The organism is Verrucomicrobiota bacterium JB022, assembly GCA_030673845.1.
Lineage (GTDB): Bacteria > Verrucomicrobiota > Verrucomicrobiia > Opitutales > Oceanipulchritudinaceae > WOUP01.
The window spans coordinates 1-24,267 of the sequence record JAUTCQ010000020.1; the positions used below are offsets into that span (position 1 = coordinate 1).

At 63.7% G+C, this 24,267-nt stretch carries 12 protein-coding genes; 3 read left to right on the forward strand and 9 right to left on the reverse strand.

Annotation, left to right across the window (positions count from 1 at the left end; translation table 11 throughout):
• Positions 1–750: 750 nt before the first annotated feature.
• A complete protein-coding gene (locus Q7P63_15520) occupies positions 751–1,389 on the forward strand; it encodes a hypothetical protein (GenBank protein MDP0501502.1) in 639 nt (212 codons plus the stop codon).
• Between the two features lie 146 nt (positions 1,390–1,535).
• Here Q7P63_15520 and Q7P63_15525 read toward each other — a convergent pair whose 3' ends face one another.
• From Q7P63_15525 to Q7P63_15540, 4 genes are all read right to left on the reverse strand, one after another.
• Positions 1,536–2,753, reverse strand: a complete 1,218-nt coding sequence (locus Q7P63_15525) for a glycosyltransferase (GenBank protein ID MDP0501503.1) — start codon at positions 2,751–2,753, stop codon at positions 1,536–1,538.
• Between the two features lie 55 nt (positions 2,754–2,808).
• Positions 2,809–5,808, reverse strand: a complete 3,000-nt coding sequence (locus Q7P63_15530; GenBank protein MDP0501504.1) for a DUF4982 domain-containing protein — start codon at positions 5,806–5,808, stop codon at positions 2,809–2,811.
• Positions 5,809–5,980: 172 nt separating this feature from the next.
• Complete coding sequence (locus Q7P63_15535) at positions 5,981–7,165, reverse strand: HupE/UreJ family protein (GenBank protein ID MDP0501505.1); 1,185 nt, start codon at positions 7,163–7,165, stop codon at positions 5,981–5,983.
• A 122-nt stretch (positions 7,166–7,287) separates the two neighbouring features.
• Entirely contained in the window at positions 7,288–12,432 is a 5,145-nt protein-coding gene (locus Q7P63_15540; protein ID MDP0501506.1) for an Ig-like domain-containing protein, read from the reverse strand.
• Between the two features lie 414 nt (positions 12,433–12,846).
• Between Q7P63_15540 and Q7P63_15545 the strand changes: the two genes are divergently transcribed.
• Both Q7P63_15545 and Q7P63_15550 read left to right on the forward strand, forming a co-directional pair.
• Entirely contained in the window at positions 12,847–15,240 is a 2,394-nt protein-coding gene (locus Q7P63_15545; GenBank protein MDP0501507.1) for a glycoside hydrolase family 3 N-terminal domain-containing protein, read from the forward strand.
• A 4-nt stretch (positions 15,241–15,244) separates the two neighbouring features.
• Entirely contained in the window at positions 15,245–16,387 is a 1,143-nt protein-coding gene (locus Q7P63_15550) for a substrate-binding domain-containing protein (GenBank protein MDP0501508.1), read from the forward strand.
• Here the strand turns inward: Q7P63_15550 and Q7P63_15555 are convergent.
• From Q7P63_15555 to Q7P63_15575, 5 genes are all read right to left on the reverse strand, one after another.
• Positions 16,367–16,855 (reverse strand): MOSC domain-containing protein, encoded by a 489-nt coding sequence (locus tag Q7P63_15555; GenBank protein MDP0501509.1) that lies wholly within the window; start codon positions 16,853–16,855, stop codon positions 16,367–16,369. The genes Q7P63_15550 and Q7P63_15555 overlap by 21 nt on opposite strands.
• Entirely contained in the window at positions 16,845–18,569 is a 1,725-nt protein-coding gene (locus Q7P63_15560) for a sulfite reductase subunit alpha (GenBank protein MDP0501510.1), read from the reverse strand. The genes Q7P63_15555 and Q7P63_15560 overlap by 11 nt, the downstream gene beginning before the upstream one ends.
• Positions 18,570–18,708: 139 nt before the next feature.
• A complete protein-coding gene (locus Q7P63_15565; protein MDP0501511.1) occupies positions 18,709–20,907 on the reverse strand; it encodes a molybdopterin-dependent oxidoreductase in 2,199 nt (732 codons plus the stop codon).
• Entirely contained in the window at positions 20,904–22,433 is a 1,530-nt protein-coding gene (locus Q7P63_15570) for a DmsC/YnfH family molybdoenzyme membrane anchor subunit (GenBank protein ID MDP0501512.1), read from the reverse strand. Before Q7P63_15570 ends, Q7P63_15565 begins: the two co-directional genes overlap by 4 nt.
• A gap of 7 nt (positions 22,434–22,440) precedes the next feature.
• Positions 22,441–24,192, reverse strand: a complete 1,752-nt coding sequence (locus Q7P63_15575; GenBank protein MDP0501513.1) for a NirA family protein — start codon at positions 24,190–24,192, stop codon at positions 22,441–22,443.
• Positions 24,193–24,267 lie beyond the last annotated feature (75 nt).

Genomic DNA, 24,267 nt, shown 5'->3' on the forward strand with positions numbered 1-24,267 from the left:
CTAACGCCGCCGCCCTCGCCCCGCGCTACCCAAATCACAACAAATTGCCCGAAAATCGGGCCGGCGATGCTGCGGCAGCTGCATCGCACGTTACTTGTTACTGCCTCAACGTCTGGTCAAAGCGCTTTTTCAGCAGGGTGCTAGATTACCAATCTACTTCAAGGATAACACAAAGTACAACCATTTTTCCTTATGAAACTCACCTACCTCAAGACCACCCTATCCAATTTTGCCACCCTTGCAGGGTTTGGCTGCGCATTCGCTACTACAGCCTCCGCGGAGGCTGTGGCCTACGAAGGCTTCGATATCCCGGCCGGCTCATTTGATGGAGCATCAGGAGAGACCAGTTTTGGCTGGTTTGACGTCTGGAGTGTCGTCCATAACCAAACCATCAGCGCAGAAGGCCTTTCTTATGGTAATCTCGCGACGACCGGTGGAGCACTCGAACTTTCCGATGGCACGACTCCCTCTCAGAAGGTTGGAGATATCGCCCGCGAAATAGACGAAGTATACTTCCCCACTTCCCCGGGCGAGCTCTGGATGAGTGTACTCATCCAGCCCAACATCGTAGCAGGCTCTCCTGCTGACGGTGGATTTATCCAGGTGGTGCTAGGCAATGGTGCGACCAACTCGCTCTACTTAGGGACAGCGTGGAGGGGCAGTGTATGGTCGGTGGGGGGAGAACGCGCTTCCCCGAAGACGGTTAACTCCTCGGTTCCAGTAGAACATGGCGTTACCACCCTTCTTGTGATGAGGCTCGACTTCACCACCGATACGGGCTCCTTCTGGGTCAATCCCGATATTTCTGCAAACACCGCTCCCTCCGAACCTGTTGGAACCTTTTCCTTGCTTTCGGACTTCGAAGCAGACCGAGTGACGGTTTGGTTCAGCAACTACATTGATGATGGGGAAGTCTTTATCGACTACACGGGCTCCAAGGTCGACGAGATCCGCTTTGGCACTGACTGGTCATCTGTAATCGTGCTGGGTGAAGGCGGTGGCGGAGACGAGACGTGGGGAGGCTTTGACATCGACGACGACAACAACGTCGACACGGGCGAATGGATGAAGTGGCTCTATGTCGAGCAGGCGCCTTGGATCTGGTCTTACAAGTTCAAGAAGTGGCTCTACATCGAAGAGGGCAACATTGCCGACAATGGCACTTGGGCCTACATCCCGGGCGACACTTCTCCGGAGACCCCCGGCACCGGCACCACTTGGTCGGGCTTTAGTGTAGATGCCAACAATAATGCCGACACGGGCGAATGGATGGGATGGGTGCAAGTGGCTTCGACCCCTTGGATCTGGTCTTACGATCTCGGGCAGTGGATCTACATCGAGGAGGGCTTCATCGGCAGCGACGGCGCCTGGGGCTTCATCTCGCGTTAACTTTCGGGTGCGACGTTGTTTCTATCTGGCAAGCGCGGGGGCTAAAAGTCCTCGCGCTTTTTTGGTTGGACTAAACTACCGGACGATAGTCTCCGAAACTGCTCAAAGCCCCAAGTCGTATCAACCAATTGGATCATCCAATCGCATCAAACCTTGCTTGAGCTAAGAGGTCGGAAATCATCCCTCTTAAAACGCTGGTCCATCCAAGCTTTGGTAAACCATGGATTACGTCCTTGGCGTTTCTCAAGCCAGAACCACAACGCCAATTGCGGTGACTTCAATACCTTGCGCTTGAAGCGAGGAAAATTACGACATTCGTGGCGTAAAATATTGACCTGCAGCTGACGACAGGAATCCCGGAAGGCCGGGTCAAATCGGCTTGCGTAATCAGAACAGACTTTGGCGGTCCGCTTTAGATTCGACAGCGTATCATGCTGCGTCAGCTGGCCTTCGTAAGTCCGCCAAGTGGCCAGATAATCGGCGAGATGCACTACATCGGTGTGCGTGAAAGCCATCATCTGCCAAGCATAGTCTCCAATCGGCCCGTATTCGGTGGGGAAGAGGCCTGTCTTTTCAAAAAGACTTCTACGGATGAGCACACCCGTCATCGATACAATAATCGTCCCTATGCAAGGCATCATCAAAAGATCGGCGGCGCCCGAGCGAGTATGGTCACGGTGCATCCATCCGTCGAAGACCTTTACGTTGAACATATTATCCCACTTATTCTCCAAGACCTTTCCTTGCTCATCGAGCATGTGGATATTGAAGTCGCACAAGTCGATTTTGGGGTGCTGCTCCAACGCTGTACAAGCCCGCTCCAGACATTGAGGATAAAAAGTGTCGTCACTCGTGGCGAAGTAAACGTATTCACCACTGGAATGCTCGACACAGCGATTCCAATTACGATACAGACCGTCGCGTGGGGTTTGGAACATTTTTACCCGCCGGTCTCCAGCAAAACGCTCTTGCATGTATTCCCAGGAACCGTCATCGGAATGGCTGTCGACCACAATGAGTTCCCAGTCTTGAAATGTCTGGGCGTAAATGGAGTCGATTCTGGCCGGCAGGAAGCGGCGGTGATTCAGATTAGGCAGGCAGATGGAAATTTTCGGAGCAGCCATGGTAGACAAATGAGATTCGCAAGCGTTCAGCTCTCTGCAGAGCAGCATTGGCCGATCCAGTCCTGAAGCGGCATCGCCGAAAAGTGTAGCGAATAAAGCTGCGTGAAACTGCTGTTTGCTCTCCAATCGAGCAAACATTGGAGGCTCACGAAACTTGGCGGTTGAGGCATGACGAGGTTGACAGAACTTGATCGAAAAGCCCCGCAGCATGGTGGTGTCTTCAGGAAAGTCGAGTGCCAATCCCCTTCCCCGCCTGTTCCCCGATTGAGCAAGCTGCCGTTAAATCTACTTTCCGTCAAAGGATGGACGGCTCTTTGCCTGCCCCGACCACTGACTCGTAGAACTCGATCTCGATCAGCGACAGCTCGCCTTGGCCGACGTTTTCTTCGCCGGTCGTGGCGTTGCCCTGGTCGATCAATTCCGTGATCTCACCAAAAGCGTCGCGCGCTTCGCTGCCAGCCAGCACTTGGATCTCTACCGTGCGGCCCTCTGCTGCTGCCTTCAGGGGCAGCGTGATGTAGCCCAGGCTGCGCGGGGTGACGCCGGAGAAGACTTCCTGCCCGCCGAGCAAGACGCGGATCGGGTAGCTACGGGCGCGAAAACCGCCCGTCTTCATCGTGATTTCGCTCAAGCGAGCGGTCCGCTCCAGCTCAAAAGTGATCGAGCCCTGCCCCACCCAGGCCGTCGCTTCGTTGTCGTCGAAGGCGAGGCGAGGATCGTTACCCGAAGCTCTGGCGGTGCGCACCGGCACATCGTAACGGGTGGGTGTAACCGTTGAGGCCTGCGGCGTGGGGCCTTTGCCCAGACGCGCGGCCAGCGCTTCGCCGGGGTGTTGGTGCGACCAGCCATCGGCGACGCTCACGGGTTGAGATTGGACGGAAGCCGTAGCCGGCTGAAGCCCTTTGGACTGGGCGCGCAGCGTAATACGACCACTCTCGGGCAGCGTGCGGACGAGCACGCGGTTGACGCCGCCTTCGACCGGCAGGGACGTGGCGAGGATGTAATTATCGGGCCCTTGGGCAATGCCGCCCCGCCATTCCGCCGGCCCTTCGAGGGAGAAGTCGACCTTATTGAGCGCAGTCGGGCAGCGCCGACCTTGGGCGTCCACCACTTCGACTTGCGCGAGGAAGACGTCCGCACCGTTGGCCTTCAAGCCGGTGGGGGATTGCATGATCTCCAGCTTCAGCGCCACCGGCTCACCCGCCGTTTCATGGCGCGCAGTGCAGACGGGCTTGCCACGGGCGTCTAGCCCCACGGCTTCGATCACACCCGGCTCCCAGGCGACGTCTTCGAAGGTGAAGAGGAAGTGGTGCTGGCGCTGGCCCTGCCCCAGCGAGCGATCATTGATGCGCAGCTCCACCGCGTCGGTATTGGAAACGACGTGGATGTCTTTGACGACACCTGCCTTGTAATTCCAATGTCCGATGATGTGGGCGGCCGGTTGCGCGGGATCGACCCAGCCGTCCCACATCACCTGATGGGCAAAGAAGCCGTCTTTGGGGATGCGCATCGGGTCGACTTCGCCGCTGCGGCGGTAGTTCTCGGCGCCACGGTAGTGGGTATTGGTGTCCGAAAAAATGATATTGAGGCCACCGCCATTGACGCGCCGCCCTGTGCCCGGACGCTCAAGCCAGTAATCGTACCAGCGCTCGACGTTTTCGATGGCGTGCGAATCCTGGTTGCGGTTGTAGGCGCGGGCGGGATGGCCGCGATAGAGCGGTCCGTCGCCGTCCGGGTGGTAGGGAGGCGAAAACTCGTCCCAGTATTTGCGCAGGCCTTCGTCGCGCGAGTATTCCGTCTGCCAATATGGGATGCCGGCGCTTTTGTTGATATAGAGCATCTCGCCGCCATATTCGGCCTCCTGCGAGCCCAGCATGTCGCGACTGCCGATGGCGCGGCCGCCGTGAGGGTCGAAGCGGTCGCGCAGGGCCTTCATCTCGGCCATATGGGGCTCGCTGATCTCGTTGTTGCCCGCCTCGTAGACGATCACGCTGGGGTTGTTGCGGTTGTAAATAATCGCGTCGCGCATCAGCTCCAGACGCTGGACCCACTTACGGCCGGTCGCGTCGCGCTCGGAATCGCCCGCCGGCAGCATCTGCATCAGGCCCACGCGGTCGCACGATTCCACGTCCTGCTTCCAGGGGGTGACGTGCATCCAGCGGACCATGTTGGCGCCGCTTTCGACCATCAGCGCGTTGGAGTAATCGCTGAGCCACGGCGGCACGGAGAGGCCGATCGCAGGCCACTCGTTGGAAGTGCGCTGAGCGTAGCCCTTCACATGGATTACGCGTCCGTTGAGTTTGACGACGCCGTCTTCGAAGGCGGTCTGGCGGAAGCCGGTGGTGGTACGGACGCGATCGACGACTTCGCCGTCGACCTTCAGCAGCGTCGTGACTTCGTAGAGGTAGCCGTAGCCCCAGCTCCAGAACTCCAGATTCTCCACCCGGGCCGAAGCGGTTGCGACGATCCGGCCGCGCTGCGGGGCCACGAATTCGCCCCCGGAGAAGGCGGCCACCAGCTTGCCTTCGGGGTTGCGCACCTCCACCTCGAACTCGAAGGGCTGGTTGTGGCGCGGTTCGAACACGACTTCCGACTCCACGTTGATCACTGCGCTCTGGCCTGAGACGTCGATTTCCGTCGGGTAGATATAGACGCCGGTGTGGCCGAGGTTGGAGTAGAGCGGCAAGGTCTGGTGCAGGATACCCGTCAGGTGGAGGCGCACATTTTTGACGAGCCCACCGTAGTTGGCGTTGAAATTCTGGTCGGCCCACTGGAAGCCTTGCCCGGATACGCGCTCCCGGTAGTCCCAGGCGTTGTCGGTGCGCACGGCGATGACGTTTTCCTCCGGCCAGGGCTTAACGTAGCCGGTGAGGTCGAAGCCGAAGGCCATGACGCCGTTTTCGTGGGAGCCGACTCGCTCGCCGTTGACCCACACTTCCGCCAGTTGGCGCGCGCCCTCGAACTCGATGTAGACCTTGCCCGGTTCGCTGCGCTCCGGCAGCTTGAAGCGCTTGCGGTACCAGGCAATCCCGGTCCGGTGGTCGTGAATGGAGAGGTGAAAGGCGTCGTCTTCGTTCCAGGCGCGCGGCAGCGTCACCGGCTCGAAGGCAGAATCGTCGAAGCCGGGTTGCTCGGCGCCGGGAAATTCGCCCACCCCCATCCGCCAGCCCGGGTTGAAGTTGAGGTTGAGCCGCTCGGGCACCTCGGCCCATAAGCTGGTCGCAAGCGACATCGCAAAGAGGGTCAACAGCTGGCGCAGGCCGAGCCTGCACCGGTTTCGGGGAGTTTTGAGCATGGGGAATAAGAGGGTGTTTCGCTGCCCACGAGGCAGGGGCGGCGACGTGTGAGGGGATTATTCTGACACCTGTCCCGAAAAAGGACGCGTCTAACCCTAACACAGTAGATGCAGCACGAGGTATCCCTAAAACAAGGCAGTTCCGGACTCAAAAACTCTGCGCCTCTGACCGTCAACCGTGCCCGGGGGCAGCACCCCCTAACCGCTCCACCACCCAATAGACGCTGATGGCAATGATCGCACAAGTCAGCGCAGGCGCGCCGTAGCGGCTCCAGACGACGTGGCGGCGCGCCCACAGCAGCAGCGGTAATACGAGGGCCGCCAGCATAACTTGCCCGGCCTCTACCCCGAGGTTGAAGGCCAGCAGAGACGAAACCAACTCCTTCAGATCCGGCCCGAGCCCCATTTCGCGCAGAATGGCGGCAAAACCGAAGCCGTGCACCAGCCCAAAAAGCCCGGCGAGCCACCAGCGATCGGCCTCATGATCACGACGCAGCAGGCTGTCGAGGCAGACGAAGATGATCGAGGCGGCAATGAAGGGCTCGACAAACCAGTCGGGCAGCGTGAAGAGGTCGAGCGCCGCGAGGGCCAGCGTGAGCGTGTGCGCCAGCGTGAAGCACGAGATCACCACGAGCATGGATTTGAGGCTGCGCACGCCCAGCAGGAGCGCGGCGAGGAACAGGAGGTGGTCGAGCCCGATCAGGATGTGCTCGACGCCCAGCCGAAAAAATTCGCCCAGAGAAATCCCCGGCGAAGGCAGGGATTCGACTGCGGCGACCTCGCCCTCTGCCGAGCCTGCCACCGGAGCCGCCTCTGGCCTTGCGACCGGTAGCAAAGGCAGCGAAATGGTGGCGTCGTCGTGGCGGAGCACCGCCATGCCCAGCGAGCGACCATCGGAGCCGAACAGCGTAATGACGCTCTTCGTCAACTCCGGCACCGCCTCATAGAGCGTGAGGTGCAGGCCCAGTCGCGAGGCTGCCGGGCGTGGGTAGATGAGCACAATATCGACCTCCAGGCCCTTGGCCTCGGTCACGACCCGCTCGGCCGCCACGGTTTCCGCGCCGCTTTGCACCACAAACAGGTGCGGGGCGAGCGAGACATCCTGCTCGACCGTCAGGCCGGGCTGGAGCGCACGGGTGGTTTCGGCGACTTTCTCCGGCGGATAACCGGCGTGTGCGAGCAGGGCGTTCATGGCGTCTAGCCCCAGCGTTACCCGCAGCTCCACGTGGTCGTCCGTCACGAGGCCCTCGGTCGAGGCCTCAAAGGGGGCGTGAGCCCGTAAGGTGCCGACAAGACAAACGATCAGGGCAGTAAAAAGCCCCAAGGGGCAAAATCGAAAGAGACGAAATTTCTGCATAATGAAAATGGCAATGAAGGCATTACTCATGCCCTAACGGAAGAGAGGGCTCCCGCTACAGGAGCCCTCCCACCCTATTTGCGGGAAATCCCGCTGGTCTGTTATTGCTACCTATTACCGTACTAAAGCGTAGGGTCTTCGGCGACGACGCGGACGAAGAACTTCGACGCGTCGGGATGGCGAATGTGGGCCTGCACCGTTTCGGTCAGGTCTTCGTTGTCTTCCACCGAGATGATCTCATAGCCCGGGGCCGCATCGGCGTCCAAAGCGGTCCAGGTGGTGAGGTCGGTCGAGATTTCGTAGTGGTATTCCACCGCCACGTTTTGCGGGCGGGTGTAGGTGAGCGTCACCGCCGCGCCATCTTCATAGGCCCCGAGGCCGGATGCCTGCGGCAGGTTGCCGTGGCCTTCACCGGTGATGGGGTCGATGCCGAAGGCAAAGGCGAGGAAGTTGCTGATGCCGTCGCCGTTGTAATCATCGGTCGCGCCTGTGTTTTCGGCTCCCACCGGGAAGATGCTGGCAGCGTATTGGGCATAGCTGGTCGCCATCGCCACCAGCGTGACGCTGAGGGTGCCGCCGCTGATGCTGACTTCGCCGCCGAGGCCCGGGGTGAGCGATTCGACCGTGATGTCTGCCGCCGTCAGGTCCGTCGAACCGAAGGCTGCCAGCGTATACACCTGGCCGGCTTCGACTCCGCTGCCTGCGCTGATCCGGATGACGTGCGAGCCTTCGCCCGACTTGCCGAGCGCGCCGGTGACGCTGAGCGTGCTCGTCGAGCCGCCGAGGACAAACTCCAGCATGCCGCCGGCCTGCCAATCGAGGGACGAGACCGTGAGGCCGGTGCCGGGCGTCGCCGCGCCGGGGGCCAGGGTGCCGCCGTTTTGCAGCGCCACCGCACGGTCGACAATGCCGCCGCCGCTGAGGCGACCGCCGGCAACTGTGAGGGCCGCGTCTCCTCCGATCGTGCCGTTGGCGACCAGCTCGCCTTCCTGCACCGCGAGGGCGCCGGCAAAGCTGCTGTTGCCGCTGAGCACGAGGTGCCCTGCCCCAGTCTTGACGATGCCGCCCGAGCCGGAGATGTCGCCCGCCAGCGTGATGTCGCGAGCGTCACCGTTGATGTTGGCGGTGTGGACCGTCACGTCGCCCTCGCCGCTGAGTGCCAGGGGCACTTGCGTCGACCAGTCCGACTTGGCGCCCAGGGTGCCGCTCACGAGGGAGACGTTGGAGACAAAGTCGCCCGTCCCCCGTCGCTCGATGCCGCCTGCACCCACGTAGAGCGTGCCGCCGTTGAGGGTGAGCGTGGCGGTGCCGAGCGTGATCGTCTCGTCGAAGCCGAGCTTGATGCGGTCGACCACACTGGTGCCGCCGAGGAACTGTGCGACGGACCCGTTGTTGTTGCCGCGCACAATGACGAGGCCGTCCACGAGGTTGGTAGCATAGAAGCTGCCGCCAGTCACGCGCAGGTGGCCACCGCGACCGCCCGTGCTCTGGTTGCCCAACATGATCGGGCCCGTGACCGAAACCGTGCCGCCTTCGACGGACATGGCCGCGTTGGAGTTGGCCGTGCCCAGGTGGATATCGCCCAGTTGGGCCTCGCCGCCCCGGATGATCAGGCCGTCGTTATAAGACACGCTGCCGGCGGTGCTGCGGCGGAACTCGACCGTGCTCGCGATGAGCAGGCCGTCGTTGAGGATGGCGACGTTGCCGGAGTTGTTGCTGCCGTAGATGCGGCCAAAGCTGGCGGTGCCACCGTCGATGATGAGCGCACCGGCGCCGTTGATGTCGGCATCGCCATCGGAGACGATTTCGCCACCTGCGATACGGAAGGTGTTACCCCCGCCGTTGACCGCGATGCTGCCGGGGCGGTAGCTGGCTGCCGTATCTACGATCAGCTGGCCGGCGTCGACGTTGATCGAGCCCGACAGGGAGCCTTCGCTGGCGAGGACGAGCGTGCCCGCGCCGCGCTTGGCAAAACCAGCCGTGCCTGCCAGGGGCACTGCAATCGTGGCAGTGCTTTCGGCAGCCAGGCCGTCGACCGTGATGGAGGGGCCTTGGAGGTCGCCAGCCAGCGTCAGCTCGCTGCCCGCACCGCTGCCGTTGCTGATCAGCCAGTTGCCCGCGCTGCTTGCATCGGCATCACCAAAGTTGAGGTGCGTGATGCGGCGCGGCTGGTCGAGGACTACTTCGAGCGTTTCTTCAACATCCACCGTGGCAAAATTGGCGGTCTGGTCCAGGCCGTCGGCGACGATGCCGCCTTCCCAGTTGGCGTTGTCGCTCCAGTTGCCGCCCGTGAGGGAGTGCGTCCAGGTGCCGCTGCCGAGCAGCACGCGGGTGAAGACGTCGCCCTCGGCAAAGCCACCGTTGAGGGCGTTGCCCGCCACGTCGGTAATGCCCGTGCCAGCGGCGTTGACGGTGAGTTGCAACGTGCCGGCGCCGTCGAGCGGTTCGACCGTTACGTCGAAGGCGTTGCCTTCCGCCGGCTCGACCGTGCTGATCGTGCCGGTGAGGGAGCTGCCCAACGCAAGAGCGAAGTCGGCCGCATCGACGCCCGCTACGGCTTCCGAGAAGGTGACGCGGAAGGTTGCGGCGGTGGCGCTCGAAGTGCTGGACTCGGGCGAGATCAGCTCTACGGAGGCGACCGTCGGGGCCATCTGGTCGACCGTCACCGGGAACAGCACCGAGCCGAGGCCGTCGGAGCTGATGGCGACAAAGGTGTAGCTGCCGGGCTCAAGCGTCGTGCCGGAGTAGTCGAATTCCCATTCGCCGCTGCCGTTGGCCGTGGCGGTGCCGATGACGCCGCCACCGAGCTGCAGGATCGAAACGGTGGCACCGGCGGAGGCCGTGCCGCTGAAGACCAGCGCGCCATCGGTCGTAATCCCGTCGGCATCATCCACGCCCGTATCGGTGACGACGCCGCCCACGCTGGGCACCGCCACATCCGCATCGAGCGTCTTTTGGGCCGCACTGCTCAGGTTGCCCGCCGGGTCTTCGGCCACCGCCGAGACGGTGTGACTGCCGGCGGTCAACGGATCGCCGCTGTAGGGCAGCATCCAGTTGCCATTGGCATCGACGCTGGCCGTGCCGATCAGGCCAAGGCCGCTGACTTCAACTTCCACACGGGAGAGCGGTTCGGCGGTGCCGATCACGGTAAAGCCGCCTTCGGAGGCCGCCACGACTTCGATCACCGGCGCGTCGGGCACGACGGTTTCGATCTCGATCACAAAGGGCAGCGAGTAGTCGTCCTGGCCGTTATCGAGGCGGGCCAGAAGGTAGTGGCTGCCATCGGCCAAGGCCGTTTCGTAAGGGAACGTCCAAGCGCCGCTGGCGTCGGCCACCGCCGTGCCGTCGTCGCTGCCGCCCACGCGAGAGACGATGACGGTCGAGCCTGGGGGCGCGATGCCGGAGAGCGTGGGCATGTTGTCGTTGGTCAAGTGGTCGCCAGCGGAGTGCCCGGCGTCGTCGCTAAAGCCGGTGATGGAGGGGGCGGTCGCGGTGGAGCTGAGCACGGGCACGATGTCCGGGGCGGGCGGCAAGGTCATGCCGTCGCCCAGGTAATAGTCGATCATGTGCGACTGGAGGTAGCCCTTGACGGTAAAGCCGGCCCGGTAGGTGGGGTTGTGGGGCAGCGTGTAGAGGCGCACGTCGGTCGGGATCGGCGTGGTGTAGATCATCAACTCCGTGCGGTCGGAATTTTCGAAGAGTACTTCTTCGCGCCAGTCGCCCATGATGTCGCCGTAAAACTGGGCCGCGTCGCGCCAGGAATCGACCGCACCATCATTACCGGCCGAGAGCAGGTTGATCGTGCCGCCGGTAGTCGGGTCCCACTTTTCGACGATCTCGCGGTTGAGGTTTTCGCTCATCACGTCGCCATCCCACCAGATGCGGAAGTTGGGCCACGGGCGGCGCGGGTTGGGCGAGATGACGCTGCCGTCCTCGATTTCGTGGATGCCGTGGAACGACCAGTATTCGTAGCCGCGGTGCGCTGCGCTGATGTCGGCGGCCGTGCCGCGCCCGGTGTCTTCGATCCCGCCAAAGTGCTGGTGGATCATCTCGCCGGTGGCGGCATCGTAGACGTAGTAGAGCAACCCGCTGCCGTTGTTTTGCTGGATGCCAAAGCCTTCCAGGCCGGGGCGGTCGGGGTCGAGATCGCCGATGTGGAAGCGGTCGCCGTGCACGACGCCCTGATCCTTGAGGTTGTAGAGCACGGTGCCGTCGTCATCGAGCACGTAACCGCCATCACAGACTTCGTCGCGGCCGTCGCCATCGACATCGGCAATGCGGATCTGGTGGAAGTTGGGGTAGTCGACTTCGCTGCCGGGCGCGAACTTCCAACGCTGGGTCAAGTCGGTGCCGTCGAAGTCCCAGGTCGTCACCATAACATTGAAGGCGCCGCTGCCGATACGGTTCTTGGCCTTGAAGACAAAGCTGGGCTTTTCGCCATCGAGGTAGGCAATGCCGAAGTGGCCGGCCACGGTGCCGTCGGCGATATAGTCGGTCGGCACCGGGGCGGTGGCACGGGGGCCGCCGGTCATCCCGTCGAGCACCGAGACGAACTGGGTCATGTTATCGCCGTAGGTGAACTCGCTGTCGTCGCCATAGGTGACGCCATTGGCCGTGATGATCACCACCTCGGAGAGACCGTCGCCATCGAGGTCGTAAACCGTAACGCCGTCGTTGTGGCCCGCACTGATGGTGGAGGCGGGCGGCTCGATGTTGTCGGGGTCGACGGAATTGGGGCCGAAGTCGACGCGCCAGAGGAAGGTGCCGTCGCTCAGATAGGCGTCGAGCAGGCAGGGCCTCCCCGTCACGGAAGGCAGGCGGTTGACGATGTAATCGTACTCGCCGTCGCCGTTGAGATCGCCCACCCAAGCAGTGTGGACGTAGGTAGCCCAAGGCGTGGGCTCGAGCGGCACGCTGAAGTAGGGCCGGTCGGATGCATTGGCGGGCAGCGTGTAGGCGGCACTGGCCTGAAGCTCCGTGCCGTTGATCACAGGCCGCACAAAATAGGCGTTCGGGACGCTGAGGTCGGCCGTGGTATCGGTAAAGTTGGTGCCGGCGGCGAGCGGCTCGGCGTTCAGCTTCACGGCCATGCCATCGTTGGCCGAGCGGTAGAGGTTGAACGGCAGGTCTTGCGGCTCGTAGCCGAGCAAACGCCAACTGACGAAAACGCTGTTGTCGGTATTGCGAATGGCGACGACGCCACGGCCCAGATTTTCCATCTGGCGCTGCGCTTCTACCGCCTGAAATGCGGCAGTGGAGGCAAGCAAGGTAGCGAAGAGGCGCCCGTATTTACGTAGATACGTGCAAGGGCAGAGATACTGCATATTGGAGGAGTGGTGGGGTTAGGGCCCGTCGGTAGGAGCAACACGGGCTCCGTTTGGGGGTAGTCGCCGTCACAGGAAGGCAAAACTGCGGTGCCCGTTGACCGCCATCATAATTCCTGACGGCTCTGAAAAGAATCCCTTGTTTCAGGGATATTGGAGGTAAACCGCTGAAATCTGGCGCATTTAGTCACATATAACGCGCAAAACCGCACGCTTTACGATTGGCCAAGGCCGCGCAAACGATCAAACTCGATGCCATCCCCTGCCATGACAACCGTATCAAAACCCCGACTCCCCGCCTCCCTCGCGTTTGCATGCGCCTTGTTCGCAACGGCTTCCGCGTGGGCAGCTCCCGCCATGAAGCCCCAACCTGCTCCCGAGATCTACCATGATGGCTGGATCGACCTGAACAAGAACGGAGAAATGGACCCGTATGAGGATCCATCCTTACCTGAAGACGCGCGCATCGACGACTTGCTGGGCCGCATGACGCTGGAAGAAAAGACGGCGCAGATGACGACCCTCTACGGTTTCCCTCGCGTGCTCAAAGATGAGCTGCCTACCTCGCAGTGGAAGGAGCGGATGTGGAAGGACGGCATCGGCAATATCGACGAGCACATGAACGGCAACGAGGGCTGGGATGGCGGCCTCCCCAACCCGGAGCACGATCTCCCCTGGGCCAAGCACACGGCGGCCATCCACGAGGTGCAGCGGTGGTTCATCGAAGAAACGCGGCTGGGCATCCCGGTCGACTTTACCAACGAGGGCATCCGCGGTCTGATGCACTCCGAGGCCACGAGCTTCCCCGCCCAGCTGGGCGTAGCCAGCACCTGGAACCCGGAGCTGGTGCGCGAGATTGGCCGGGTGACGGGCAGCGAGGCCAAGGCGCTCGGCTACAGCAACGTCTATTCCCCCGTGCTCGACGTGGCCCGCGACCCGCGTTGGGGCCGCATCATCGAGAGCTACGGCGAAGACCCCTTTCTCATCTCCGAGCTGGGCCTGCAACAAGTCCTGGGGATCCAGGAGCAGGGCGTGGCCTCGACCCTCAAGCACTACGCCGTCTACGGCATTCCCAAGGGGGGGCGCGACGGCCATGCCCGCACCGATCCGCACGCGACCTGGAGCGAAGTCCAGACGATGTACCTGGCGCCTTTCCGCAAGGCGATCCGTGAGGGTGGCGCGCTGGGCGTGATGTCTTCCTACAACGATTATGATGGGGTGCCGGTGCAGAGCAGCTCGCTCTTTCTGCAAGACATCCTGCGCGACGAGTGGGGCTTCGAGGGCTATGTCGTCTCCGACAGCGCGGCGGTGGAGTTTATCCACGAGAAACACCGCGTAGCCCCTACCCCCAAGGAAGCGATCCGCCTGTCCGTCGAGGCCGGGCTGAATGTGCGCACCAACTTTACCCCGCCCGAAGAATATGCGGAGCCCCTGCGCGAGCTGGTGCGCGATGGCAGCCTTTCGATGGAGGTGATCGACGCCCGGGTGCGCGACATCCTGCGTGTGAAGTTCCGCCTTGGCCTCTTCGACCGCCCCTTTGCCGCCGACCCGGCCAAAGCGGCCGACGTCGTGCGCGCGCCGGAGCACATGGCCACGGCGGCCCAGGCCGCGCGGGAGTCGATCATCCTGCTCAAGAACGAGGGGGGCCTGTTGCCACTCGATGCCGGGAAGCTCAAGCGCGTGCTCGTGACCGGCCCGATGTCGGACCATAACCGCGCCTGGTGGAGCCGCTACGGCGCCCAGCATCTCGACTTTACCACCCCGCTGGAGGGTCTGCGCGCCGCGCTGGAAGGCAAATGCGAGATCGACTTTGTGAAGGGAGTCGAAGCTGCCGACGAGAATTGGCCGCTGAGCGACGTCTACAAAGAGCCGCCGTCGGCCGACGTGCGCGCGGGGATCGAGGCCGCCGTGGCCGCCGCCCGCAATGCGGACGTGATCATCGCGTGCCTCGGCGAGACCGACGAGCAGTGCCGCGAATCGCGCAGCCGCATCAGCCTCGACCTGCCGGGCTATCAGGAGGAGTTGCTGCGTGCACTCCACGCGACGGGCAAGCCGGTGGTGCTCGTGCTTTCCAACGGACGCCCGCTGAGCACCCAGTTTGCCGCCCGCCAAGTGCCCGCGATCCTCGAAATGTGGTTCCCGGGCGAAGACGGCGGCACGGCACTCGCCGAGGTGCTGCTGGGCGATTACAACCCGGCGGGTCGCCTGCCGGTGACGGTGCCGCAGTCGGTCGGCCAGCTGCCCTTCAACTTCCCGACCAAGCCGGGAGCGCAGGCGCAGGACTACGGGCAAGTGGAAGGCCCGCTCTACCCCTTTGGCCACGGCTTGAGCTACACCCAGTTTGGCTATGCCGGGCTGGAGGTGACGCCCAAGCGGAGCACCGCCGATCACGACATCCGCGTGCGCGTCACCGTTACCAACAAGGGGCAGCGCGCGGGCGACGAAGTGGTGCAGCTCTATTTGCGCGACGACTACAGCAGCGTGACGACTTACGAGCAGCAACTGCGGGGCTTCCAACGGGTGCACCTCGCGCCGGGCGAAAGCCGCGTGGTGGAGTTCACGCTCGACCGCGAAGACCTGCAGCTGTTCGACGCGAAGCAGCAATGGGTGGTCGAGCCGGGCCGCTTTACCGTAATGATCGGGGCCTCTTCGGCGGACATTCGCCAGACGACCACCTTCACCATCACCGATGAGGAAGGCCAGGCGCCGGAAGAGGTCGCCATCAACGATGAGTGGATCGACCCGGTGTAAGACGATGCCGACCGCCCTGCCCGCTCATCCTTTGCCCGGCTCCCGCCAGCGGGTGTTGATCGCCCTCTACTGGTGGGAAGACCGTGTATTCGAGGGCGTGGCCAAGGTGGCGGCCGAGCACGGCTGGGTGCTCGACTGCCGGATGCGGTGGACCCATTCGGCGCAAGCCTTCGCGCAATGGCGGGGCGATGGCATTATCGCCAACCCGGGGGCCTCCAGGCGGCTTGTGCCACTGGTCGACCTGCTGGAACGCGCTACAGTGCCCATCGTGGGGCTGCAGACCTTTGGCGACTACCGCTCGACCGCGCGTGTGCTGGTCGACCACCGGGAGATCGGGCGGCTGGCGGCGGAGCACTTCCTCGCCCTGGGGTTCCGCCAGCTGGCTTTTGTGCGCTTCGCGGACAACCCGATCGAGCGCGCCCGTAGCGAGGGCTACCGTGAAACTGCTCAGGCTGCCGGCGCGGCGTTTTGCGAGATCCCTTTTGCCCAGCTTCGCGAGCGGCTGGCCGAGCTGCCGCTGCCGGTGGCCCTTTGGGCGCTGAACGACGTCAATGCGCTCGAAGTCACCACTGCCTGTCTCGAAGCCGGCTACCGTATTCCCGAACAAGTGGCGATCCTCGGGGCCGACGACACCCGGATCGTCTGCGACCTGGCAGAAGTGCCCCTCTCCAGCATCGACTGTAACCACGAGCGCCAAGGCTATGAAGCGGCCCAACTGCTGCAGCGGCTGATGGCGGGGGAAGGAGGTGCCGGCGAGCCGATCCTCATCCCGCCGACCGGCGTCACCAGCCGCAAGTCGACCGATACCATTGCCGTGCCCGATCTCCCCACCACGCAGGCCCTCCGGCTGATTCGCGACCGTTTTCGCGAGCCGCTGCGCGTCGAAGAGATTGCGCAGCAGGTGGGCGTTTCCTCGCGGCGGCTGCAGGCATCCTTCCGCGCGCATCTGGGCTTCACGATGGTGCACGAGCTGGCGCGGGTGCGGGTAGAGCACGCCTGTACGCTGCTGGCCGATCCCGAACTGAAGCTCGACGCCGTGGCCTACGAAAGCGGCTTTTCCAGTCGCTTCCACTTTATCCGCGCCTTCCAGCGTATTACGGGCGAGACGCCGAGCGCCTTGCGCAAGTCACTGCTCGCCCACCCGTAGCCAGCCGCTTTGGCGGATGCGGCAGCGAAGGCCTCCCCTGCCCTTCAGCCACTGAAAAGCGCCGGTCGTAATCGCCTCGTCCATCCAGTAGCAGGGCGCGCATTCCTCGCTGCCTTCCAGCTCCACTTCCCCAAGGAAGAAGCGGCTACCGATGAGCGCATTGAGGTCGAGCCCGCGCACCAGCACGTTGCGCCGAAACGCCGCCGGGTCGATCTCCGGTAGGGCAAACGCGCATTGCAGGGCGTCGATCACCGCGCCGTCGATCAGGGTCAGCTGGCCCTTGAAATCGGGCTTGTGGTCGTAATAGCGGTCGCCCACCAGCCCTTTGCCCGCGTGGCATTCCACCGCGTCCACCTCGACCACACCGTGATCGAGGCGGCCTTTGCCGTGGCGGCCCTTGAAGTCGTGGCCCGGCGAGATCCAGATGCGCTCGATCCGGGCGGGCGACGTTGTCGGTTCAATAGACATCGCGGAGGTAGCGCTTGTTGCGCTTCAGCTCCTCAACGTAGGCGGCGGCTCCCTCGGCGTCGATGCCTTTATGCTCGGCCACGACGGCATGCAAGGCGGCGTCGACATCCTTGGCCATGCGCGAAGCGTCGCCGCAGACGTAGACGTGTGCGCCCTCTTCGAGCCAGCGAAACAGCTCCGCGCCTTCGTCCTGCATGCGGTGCTGCACGTAGATCTTGCGCTCCTGGTCGCGCGAAAAGGCGAGGCTGAGGCGGCTGAGCACGCCGTCGGTGCGGAAGCTTTCCAGCTCGTCGCGGTAGAGGAAGTCGCAGCTCGATTTCTGGTCGCCGAAGAAGAGCCAGTTGCGGCCTCCGCCGACGTGCTTGCGCTCGTGCAGGAAGGCGCGGAAGGGCGCGATGCCGGTGCCGGGCCCGATCATGATGACGGGCGTCTCCGGCTGCGCGGGCAGCTTGAAGTGGGCGTTGGCCTGCAGGTAGACCCCCACCTTGCTGCCAACCTCGCAGCAGGCCAGAAAGTCCGAACAGACGCCCTTGCGACCGCGCCCATGCGTCTCATAGCGCACGCGGCCCACCGTCAGGTGCACCTCGCCGGGGTTGGCGCGCGGGCTGGACGAGATCGAATAGAGGCGCGGCTGGAGCTTCTTCAGGCTTTGCACCAGCGCATCCGCATTCTCGAACTGCGGGCGATAGTCGGTAAAGAGGTCGATCAGCTCCCGGCCATCGGCGTAGGCGGCAAACTTCTCGGCTTCGGCGCACAGCTCGTCGAGCGTAGCGTCGCAGCGGGCGGCCATTGCCTGGGCCAGCGGCAACGTGAGGCGAGAGATGTCGCGCTCGGTACTCAGGACCTCCTGCAACGTGCCGCCCGCGACCGCATCGTCCGGCTTCAGGCCTGCCGCAGCGATCAAATCGGCCACGGCGGAGGAGCAGTTACGTGGGTAAACGCCCAACACATCGCCCGGCTCGTAGCTAAGGCCGGAGCCTGCGAGCGAAAACGCTACATGCCGGGTCTCCTTGCCCGAGCCGGGTCCATTGAGCACACGGTTGTCCACGATCTCGGCCATGAAGGGATTGCGCTTGGAGTATTCGGGCGCGGCGTCTTCTTCGGGCTCGGAAACACTGATCTGCGGTGCCTTCCCGGCGGCGGACTCGTCCCGTGCCTCTTCGAGCACCTGCTTGACCCAGCCTTCAAAGGGCTCGTCGTAGTCCACATCGCAATCGACCCGGTCGAGGATACGGGTGGCGCCAAGGGCTTCGAGTCGAGCATCGAAATCCTTGCCCGTCTGGCAAAAGTCCGGGTAGTTGGAGTCGCCCAAGGCCAGCACGGCGAAGCGGAGGCCGTCGAGCTGCGGCGCACCTTCGGCGTGGAGGAAGTCGTAGAGCGCACGGGCGTTGTCCGGCGGCTCACCCTCGCCGTAGGTGCTGGTGATGATCAGGACCGTCTGGGCGTCCTTGAGCTGCGCCGGGTCGAAGGCGGCCATGTCCGAGACCTTCACCGCGTAACCCGCCTTTTCGCCCGCCTTGCGGGTCTGCTTGGCGAGACCCTCGGCGTTGCCGGTCTGCGAGCCGTAGAGCACGGTCAACGTCTGGGCGGGCGCGGCGTTCTCGGCTTCACCCTCGCGCTCGGAAAAGAGCCCGGCGAGGAATCCGTTGAGCCAGGAGCGCTGTTCGATGGTAAACGGCGCGTTATCGGGAATGAAGGGCAATGTCGCAGGCATGGATCGAAAAGGTGGAGGTGGAAAATTGGAACAGGAGTTAAAAGGAGTTAAAAAGAGTCTGATTACAGGTGGGTTCAGGCTCATGGTCGTTTTCTGCAACTCCTTTTCACTCTTTTTAACTCCTGTTCATAATCGTTATTCAAACTAGTTCGATGGTGACGGCGCAGCCTTTGTAGCTGGGCTGGCGCGAATGGGGATCGACAATTTGGTGAGTAAGGAAATTGGTGCCGGGGAAGTGCATCGGCAGGAAAACCTGGCCAGGTTGCACGGTGGGCACGATGACGGCGGTAGCGAGCGTTTCGCCGCGTCGCGAGCGGACCCGCACGCGCTGTTGCGGCTCGATGCCGAGGCGGTGGGCGTCGTCGGGGCAGATTTCGAGGCACAGCTCCTTGGGGCCGAGCTTGCGGAGCACGTCGCTCTTGGCCGAGCGGGTCTGCGTGTGCCATTGGGCGGAGCTGCCGCGCCCGGTGAGCAGCCAGAACGGGTATTCCCCATCGGTCGGCTCGGGCACGGCGGCGGGAGGATCGAAATGGAAGCGTGCACGACCGCTGGGCGTAAAGAAGCGACCATCGGCGAAGAGGCGGCGCTCCTTCTCCGGCGCGATACCCTCCGGGCAGGGCCACTGGATTCCGCCCTGCTCGTCGAGGTGGTCGTAATCGCGGATGCCGGTGATGTCGCAGGGCTGGCCTCGGCTGACTTCCTTGAGCGTCTGGAATACGTCGGCGGGGCTCTGCCAGCGCTCAAACAGGCGGCTGTTGTCCCAGGTGTCGGAGAGTGCCTTGAAAATGTAGAAATCGGAGAGCGCCTGGCCGGGTGCGCGACGCGTCTTGCGAATGCGACCGATGCGGCGCTCGGAGTTGATAAAGACGCCGTCTTTCTCGCCCCAACCGGCGGCGGGCAACAGCAGGTCGGCCATCTGTGCGGTCTCGGTGCTGTGATACATGTCTTGCACCACGAGGAAGTCCAGTTGCTCGCGCAGTCGGCGGAAGCGGCCCTGCTCAATCCATGAATGGGCGGGGTTGGTCGCAATGATCCACAGCCCCTTGATCTGCCCTGCCTCGACCGCTTCGAGGATCTGGTCGTAGGCGAGGCTGTTCTCGGTGGGGATGCGGTCGGGGTCGATTCCCAGCGCGGCCGCGACCTTTGTGCGGTGGGCCGGGTTCTTGAAGTCGTGGCCGCCGAGCAGGTTGGTCGTGTTGCTGAAGAGGCGGGAACCCATCGCATTGCACTGGCCGGTAATGGAGTTGGCCCCGGTGCCGGGCTTGCCGATGTTGCCGGTCATCAGCGCGAGGTTGATCAGCGACTGCGCGATGCGGGTGCCTTCGTAGCTCTGGTTGACTCCCATCGTCCACCAGAACGACACCCGCTTGCCCGAAGCCAGTAGCTCGGCAAAGCTCAGGATCTGTGCCTCCGTCAGGCCCGAACGGGCGGCGGCGGCCGGTAGGTCGTAGTCGCGGACAAAAGCGGCAAACTCGTCGAAACCTTCCGTATGGGCGTCCACGAAGGCCCGGTCCACCGCGCCCCACTCGATGAGGAGGTTTGCGAGGCCGTAGAACAGCGCGAGGTCGCTCTTGGGCTGGATCGCGAGGTGGCGCGTCGCGGCCATGGCGGTCTCGGTCTTGCGCGGGTCGACCACCACGATCTCGGGGCTGCGACGGTTGCGCATCACGCGCTGCCACATGATCGGGTGCGCGATGCAGGGGTTAGCCCCGACAAACACGATCACGTCGGACTCTTCGTAGTCTGCGTAGGTGTAGGGGGGCGCGTCGAAGCCGAACGACTGTTTGTAGGCTGCCACGGCGGTGGCCATACACTGGCGGGTGTTGCCGTCGCCGTGCAGGACGCCCATCTGGAACTTCGCGAAACAACCGAGCATGGCCATTTCTTCGCAAGGGATTTGGCCCGTGCTCAGGAACGCAACGCTGGCCTTGCCGTGCTGCGCCTGAATCGCCTTGAAGCGGTCGCGGAAGGTCGCCAGCGCCTGGTGCCACTCGATGGGTTGCATGCCGCCGGCGCCGCGCAAGAGGGGCACGGTGGCGCGGTCTGGAGCAGCCAGCGGCGTGAGGGCTTCCCAGCCTTTGGGGCAGGCCATCCCGAGGTTGACCGGATACTGCGGCGACGCGCTGAGGTTGATCGCCTCCCCTTGATGCAGGTGCACGTTGAGCGAACAGCCGGTGGCGCAAAAACCGCAGACGCTCTTGACCGTGGCGTCGGGCTGGAGGCGCGAGGGCAACTGACCGAGACCGAACTGGCCCGGACGGCGCACGAGATCTTCGGTCAGCGGGCCTTGCCAGCGGCGGAGGGAATAAGGGCGGTCTATCGTGTTTAAAGGGCTCATGCGGTCATACCTCCCGGCATTTTGGGTGCGTCGACGGCTTTGAAGAAGAGCACGCGCTCGCAGAATTCGCCCACGAGGAAGAGCAGCCCGGCCAGACCGGCCAAAAGCGGCAGCCCCAACGCAACGGAGGCTAACCACGCGGCGATGGCACCCCCACCCCAGGCGGCGCGAGCAAGGGTCCACCGCCGAAGCGGTCCGCGCATAAGGCGCGTGGAGACGCTTGACGTGCCCTTCGCCCAGAGCGGGCGAAATTCGAGGAAGAGCTTCGTGGCGAGTGCCCCGGCGGCGGCGAGGCCCCAGAGCGGTCCGGTGGCGAGGCTGAGCCCGGAGAGCGTAGCCGTGGCGGCGACGCCGAAGAAGCGCAGGCTCGTGCGTGGCCAGTGCCAGAAGCGGCGGTGCGTGTCGTGGTAGATCATCATGCTGCTGCCGACCGCGAGCCAGCCGAGCAGCGTCAGCCCGCCCCAGACCGGCAGGGGCAGCGCGAAAAGGAAATGGTGCACGGCCACCAAGCTGAAGAACGCCGGTGCGTAGCCGCCGAAGAGCACGATCTCGCGGCTGAGCCAGGAGCGGCGCAGGCCGAGGAACGCGCGCCAGGCTCCGAGCGGGCGACCCAGGTGCAGGATGCTGGCGGTGAGGCCAGCCCCGAGCAGCACGGCAGTGATGGCCTCCAGCCAGAGCGGGTGATTCGTAAGCGTGGCGGCGGTTTGCAGGCCGACGGCGGCTTGGGTGAGCGTCAGCATCGCCACCAGCGGAGTGTGGGCGTGCTGGGGGCGCAGCACCTCGGTATCGGCGGCGCGAGCGTTTGCCGGCACCGGGCGCTGCGAGATGTAGCGGGTCGTCGGCCGGGTGTATTCCGGGGCTGGCGCGGCGGCGAGAAAGGCGTCGTTGGCTGGCTTTTCGGCGGCGGGTGCGGTCCTGGAGACGATCGTGATCTTGATCGCCTGGGTCGGGCAGGCTTGCACGCAGGCGGGGGCCTCGCCTTCAGCCAAACGTCCGTGGCACATGTCGCATTTGCGCACGATGCCCAGCCGCTCCGAGAACTTCGGCACGTCGTAGGGGCACTTGAGCACGCAGTATTGGCAGCCGATGCACTGGTCGTCGAGGTGGCGGACGATGCCCGTCAGCGGATCCTTCTCATAGGCGAGCACCGGGCAACCGTTCAGGCAACCGGGATCTTCGCAGTGGTGGCAAGCGCTGGTGATCGTCTGCTGATAAGGTGCGTTGCCGCTGCCGCCCACGATCAGGCCCACGTCGCGCCAGGTTTCTTCCTCTTCGAGGCCGTTGAGGCTGTGGCAGGCGGCGACACAGGCCTTGCAGCCGGTGCACGCGTCCATGTCGACCTCGAAGGCGTATTGCTCGCCCGGCTTGGGCTGGCTCAGCGGGATGAGGTCGCGGTAGTAGGGCGCCATGGCTGGGCCTCCCGCGTCGTGCAGCTTGGAGAAGCGTTCGACGGGCGTGCCCATGTCCTGCTGTTGCCGCAGGTATTGCTCGATGGGCGAGCGCTCGACTGTGACCGAGTCGGACATGCGTGGCTTACGCGGCGGCGGTTTGCAGCGAAAGGAGGTTCTTGAGTTCTTCGATCGTGTGGCGGCGCGTGAACTGCCAGAAGGTCTCGCCGGGCTCGCGGTGCTCCAGATAGCCCTCGACCACTTCGGCCAGCAGCGGCTTCAGCTCGTCGAACGGCACGCTGGCAAAGAGCTGGCGGCCGATGGACTGACGCTCGTCCACCCCACCCCCGACGAAGACATGGTAGCCCTCGACGCTGGAGTCGCCGCGCTTGACCTTCGCGCCCAGCAGGCCGATGTCGCCAATGTAGTGCTGGGCGCAGGAGTGCGGGCAGCCGGTCAGGTGAATGTTGATCGGGCGGTCGAGTTGGAAGCGCTCGGAAAGGTAATCGCCGAGGGCGGCGGCATGGCCTTTGGTGTCGGTAGCGGCGTATTTGCAGCCCTGGTTGCCGGTGCAGGCGACGAGGCCCGCCTTGACCGTCGTGGTCTCGTGCGTCAGGCCGAGATCGCGCAGGCCTTGCAGCAGCGGCTCGACGTCTTCGCTGGCGACGTGGGGGATAAGCAGGTTTTGCCACACCGTGAGGCGGATTTCGCCGGCCCCGTAACGGCTGGCGAGGGTGGCAATGCCCTTCATCTGGGCGGGCGACATGCGACCGACGGGCGTGACGACGCCAACGTAGTGGCGGCCGTCATTCTGCCCGTGCACGCCGACGTAGCCGTGCTGGTTAGTAGCGGGGCGCGGCTCGCACTTGTCCAGCGCGAGGCGGCGGAGCGGGAACGCGAGCTTCTTGGCGACCTCGTCGAGGTATTTCTCCACACCCCACTCGTCGACCAGATACTTGAGGCGCGCCTTGTTGCGGTTGGTACGGTTGCCGTGCTCAATGAACACGCGCACCATCGCGGCGGCGACCGGGATGGCCTCACTGGGCTTGATCAGGAGGCCGCAGTCGCTGGCGAACTGCCGGTGACCGGTTATGCCGCAGAGCTGCACGCGGAAGTAGACGCCTGGCTCCACCCCGTGGCCTTCGCCGACGCGGGTGGCGTAAAAGCCGATGTCGTTGGTATCGGCGCAGACGCTGATCGAGCCGCCGCTGTCGAACGCGATGTTGAACTTGCGCGGCAGGCCGTAGAGGTCGCGGTGGTTGAGGATGTAATGGTGCATGGCCCGCGCGTAGGGCATCACGTCGATCAGCTCTTGCGCATCGAAGCCGGAGGTGGGCGAGGCGGTGACGTTGCGGATGTTGTCCGCCCCGGAGCCGCGGGAGGTCAGGCCCAGCTCGTCGAGCTTGATCAGGGTGTTGATCGTGTCGCGCGGCATGATCTCGCGGATCTGGAGGTTGGCGCGGGTGGTAACGTGCGCGTAGCCCCCACCCCAGTCTTCGGCGATCTCGGCGAGGCCGGCGAGCTGGTGGCTGAGCAGGCGGCCCCCCGCGATGCGGCAGCGCAGCATGAAGCTGTCTTGCGCGGGCTTGACGTGGAAGAGGCCGTAAAACTTGAAGCGGAACATGTCGCCCCCCTCGGGGAACTGGTCGACCTCGGAAAGCGCGACGATCTTGTCCCACACGTCGAGGCCGTTTTGCTCATGCTTGATCCGCTCTTCCTTGCACAGGTCTTCGAGCGGGGTGCCGTAGACGATTTCCTCCTCCACGGCCTGCTGCGGATCGCCCGTAAACTGCCCCTGCCGGTTCTGCCCGAGGAAGGGCAAGCCACGCTGCTGCACGCCCGCAAAAAAGCCTTGCAGGTATTGCTTCTGTTCGTCGGTGAAAGCGGCGGTATTCATGATGAAAAAAGGTTTATGATGAACAGGAGTTAGAGGAGTTTCAGGAGTTCCAAACAGGAGGTTTTCGATTCTCTT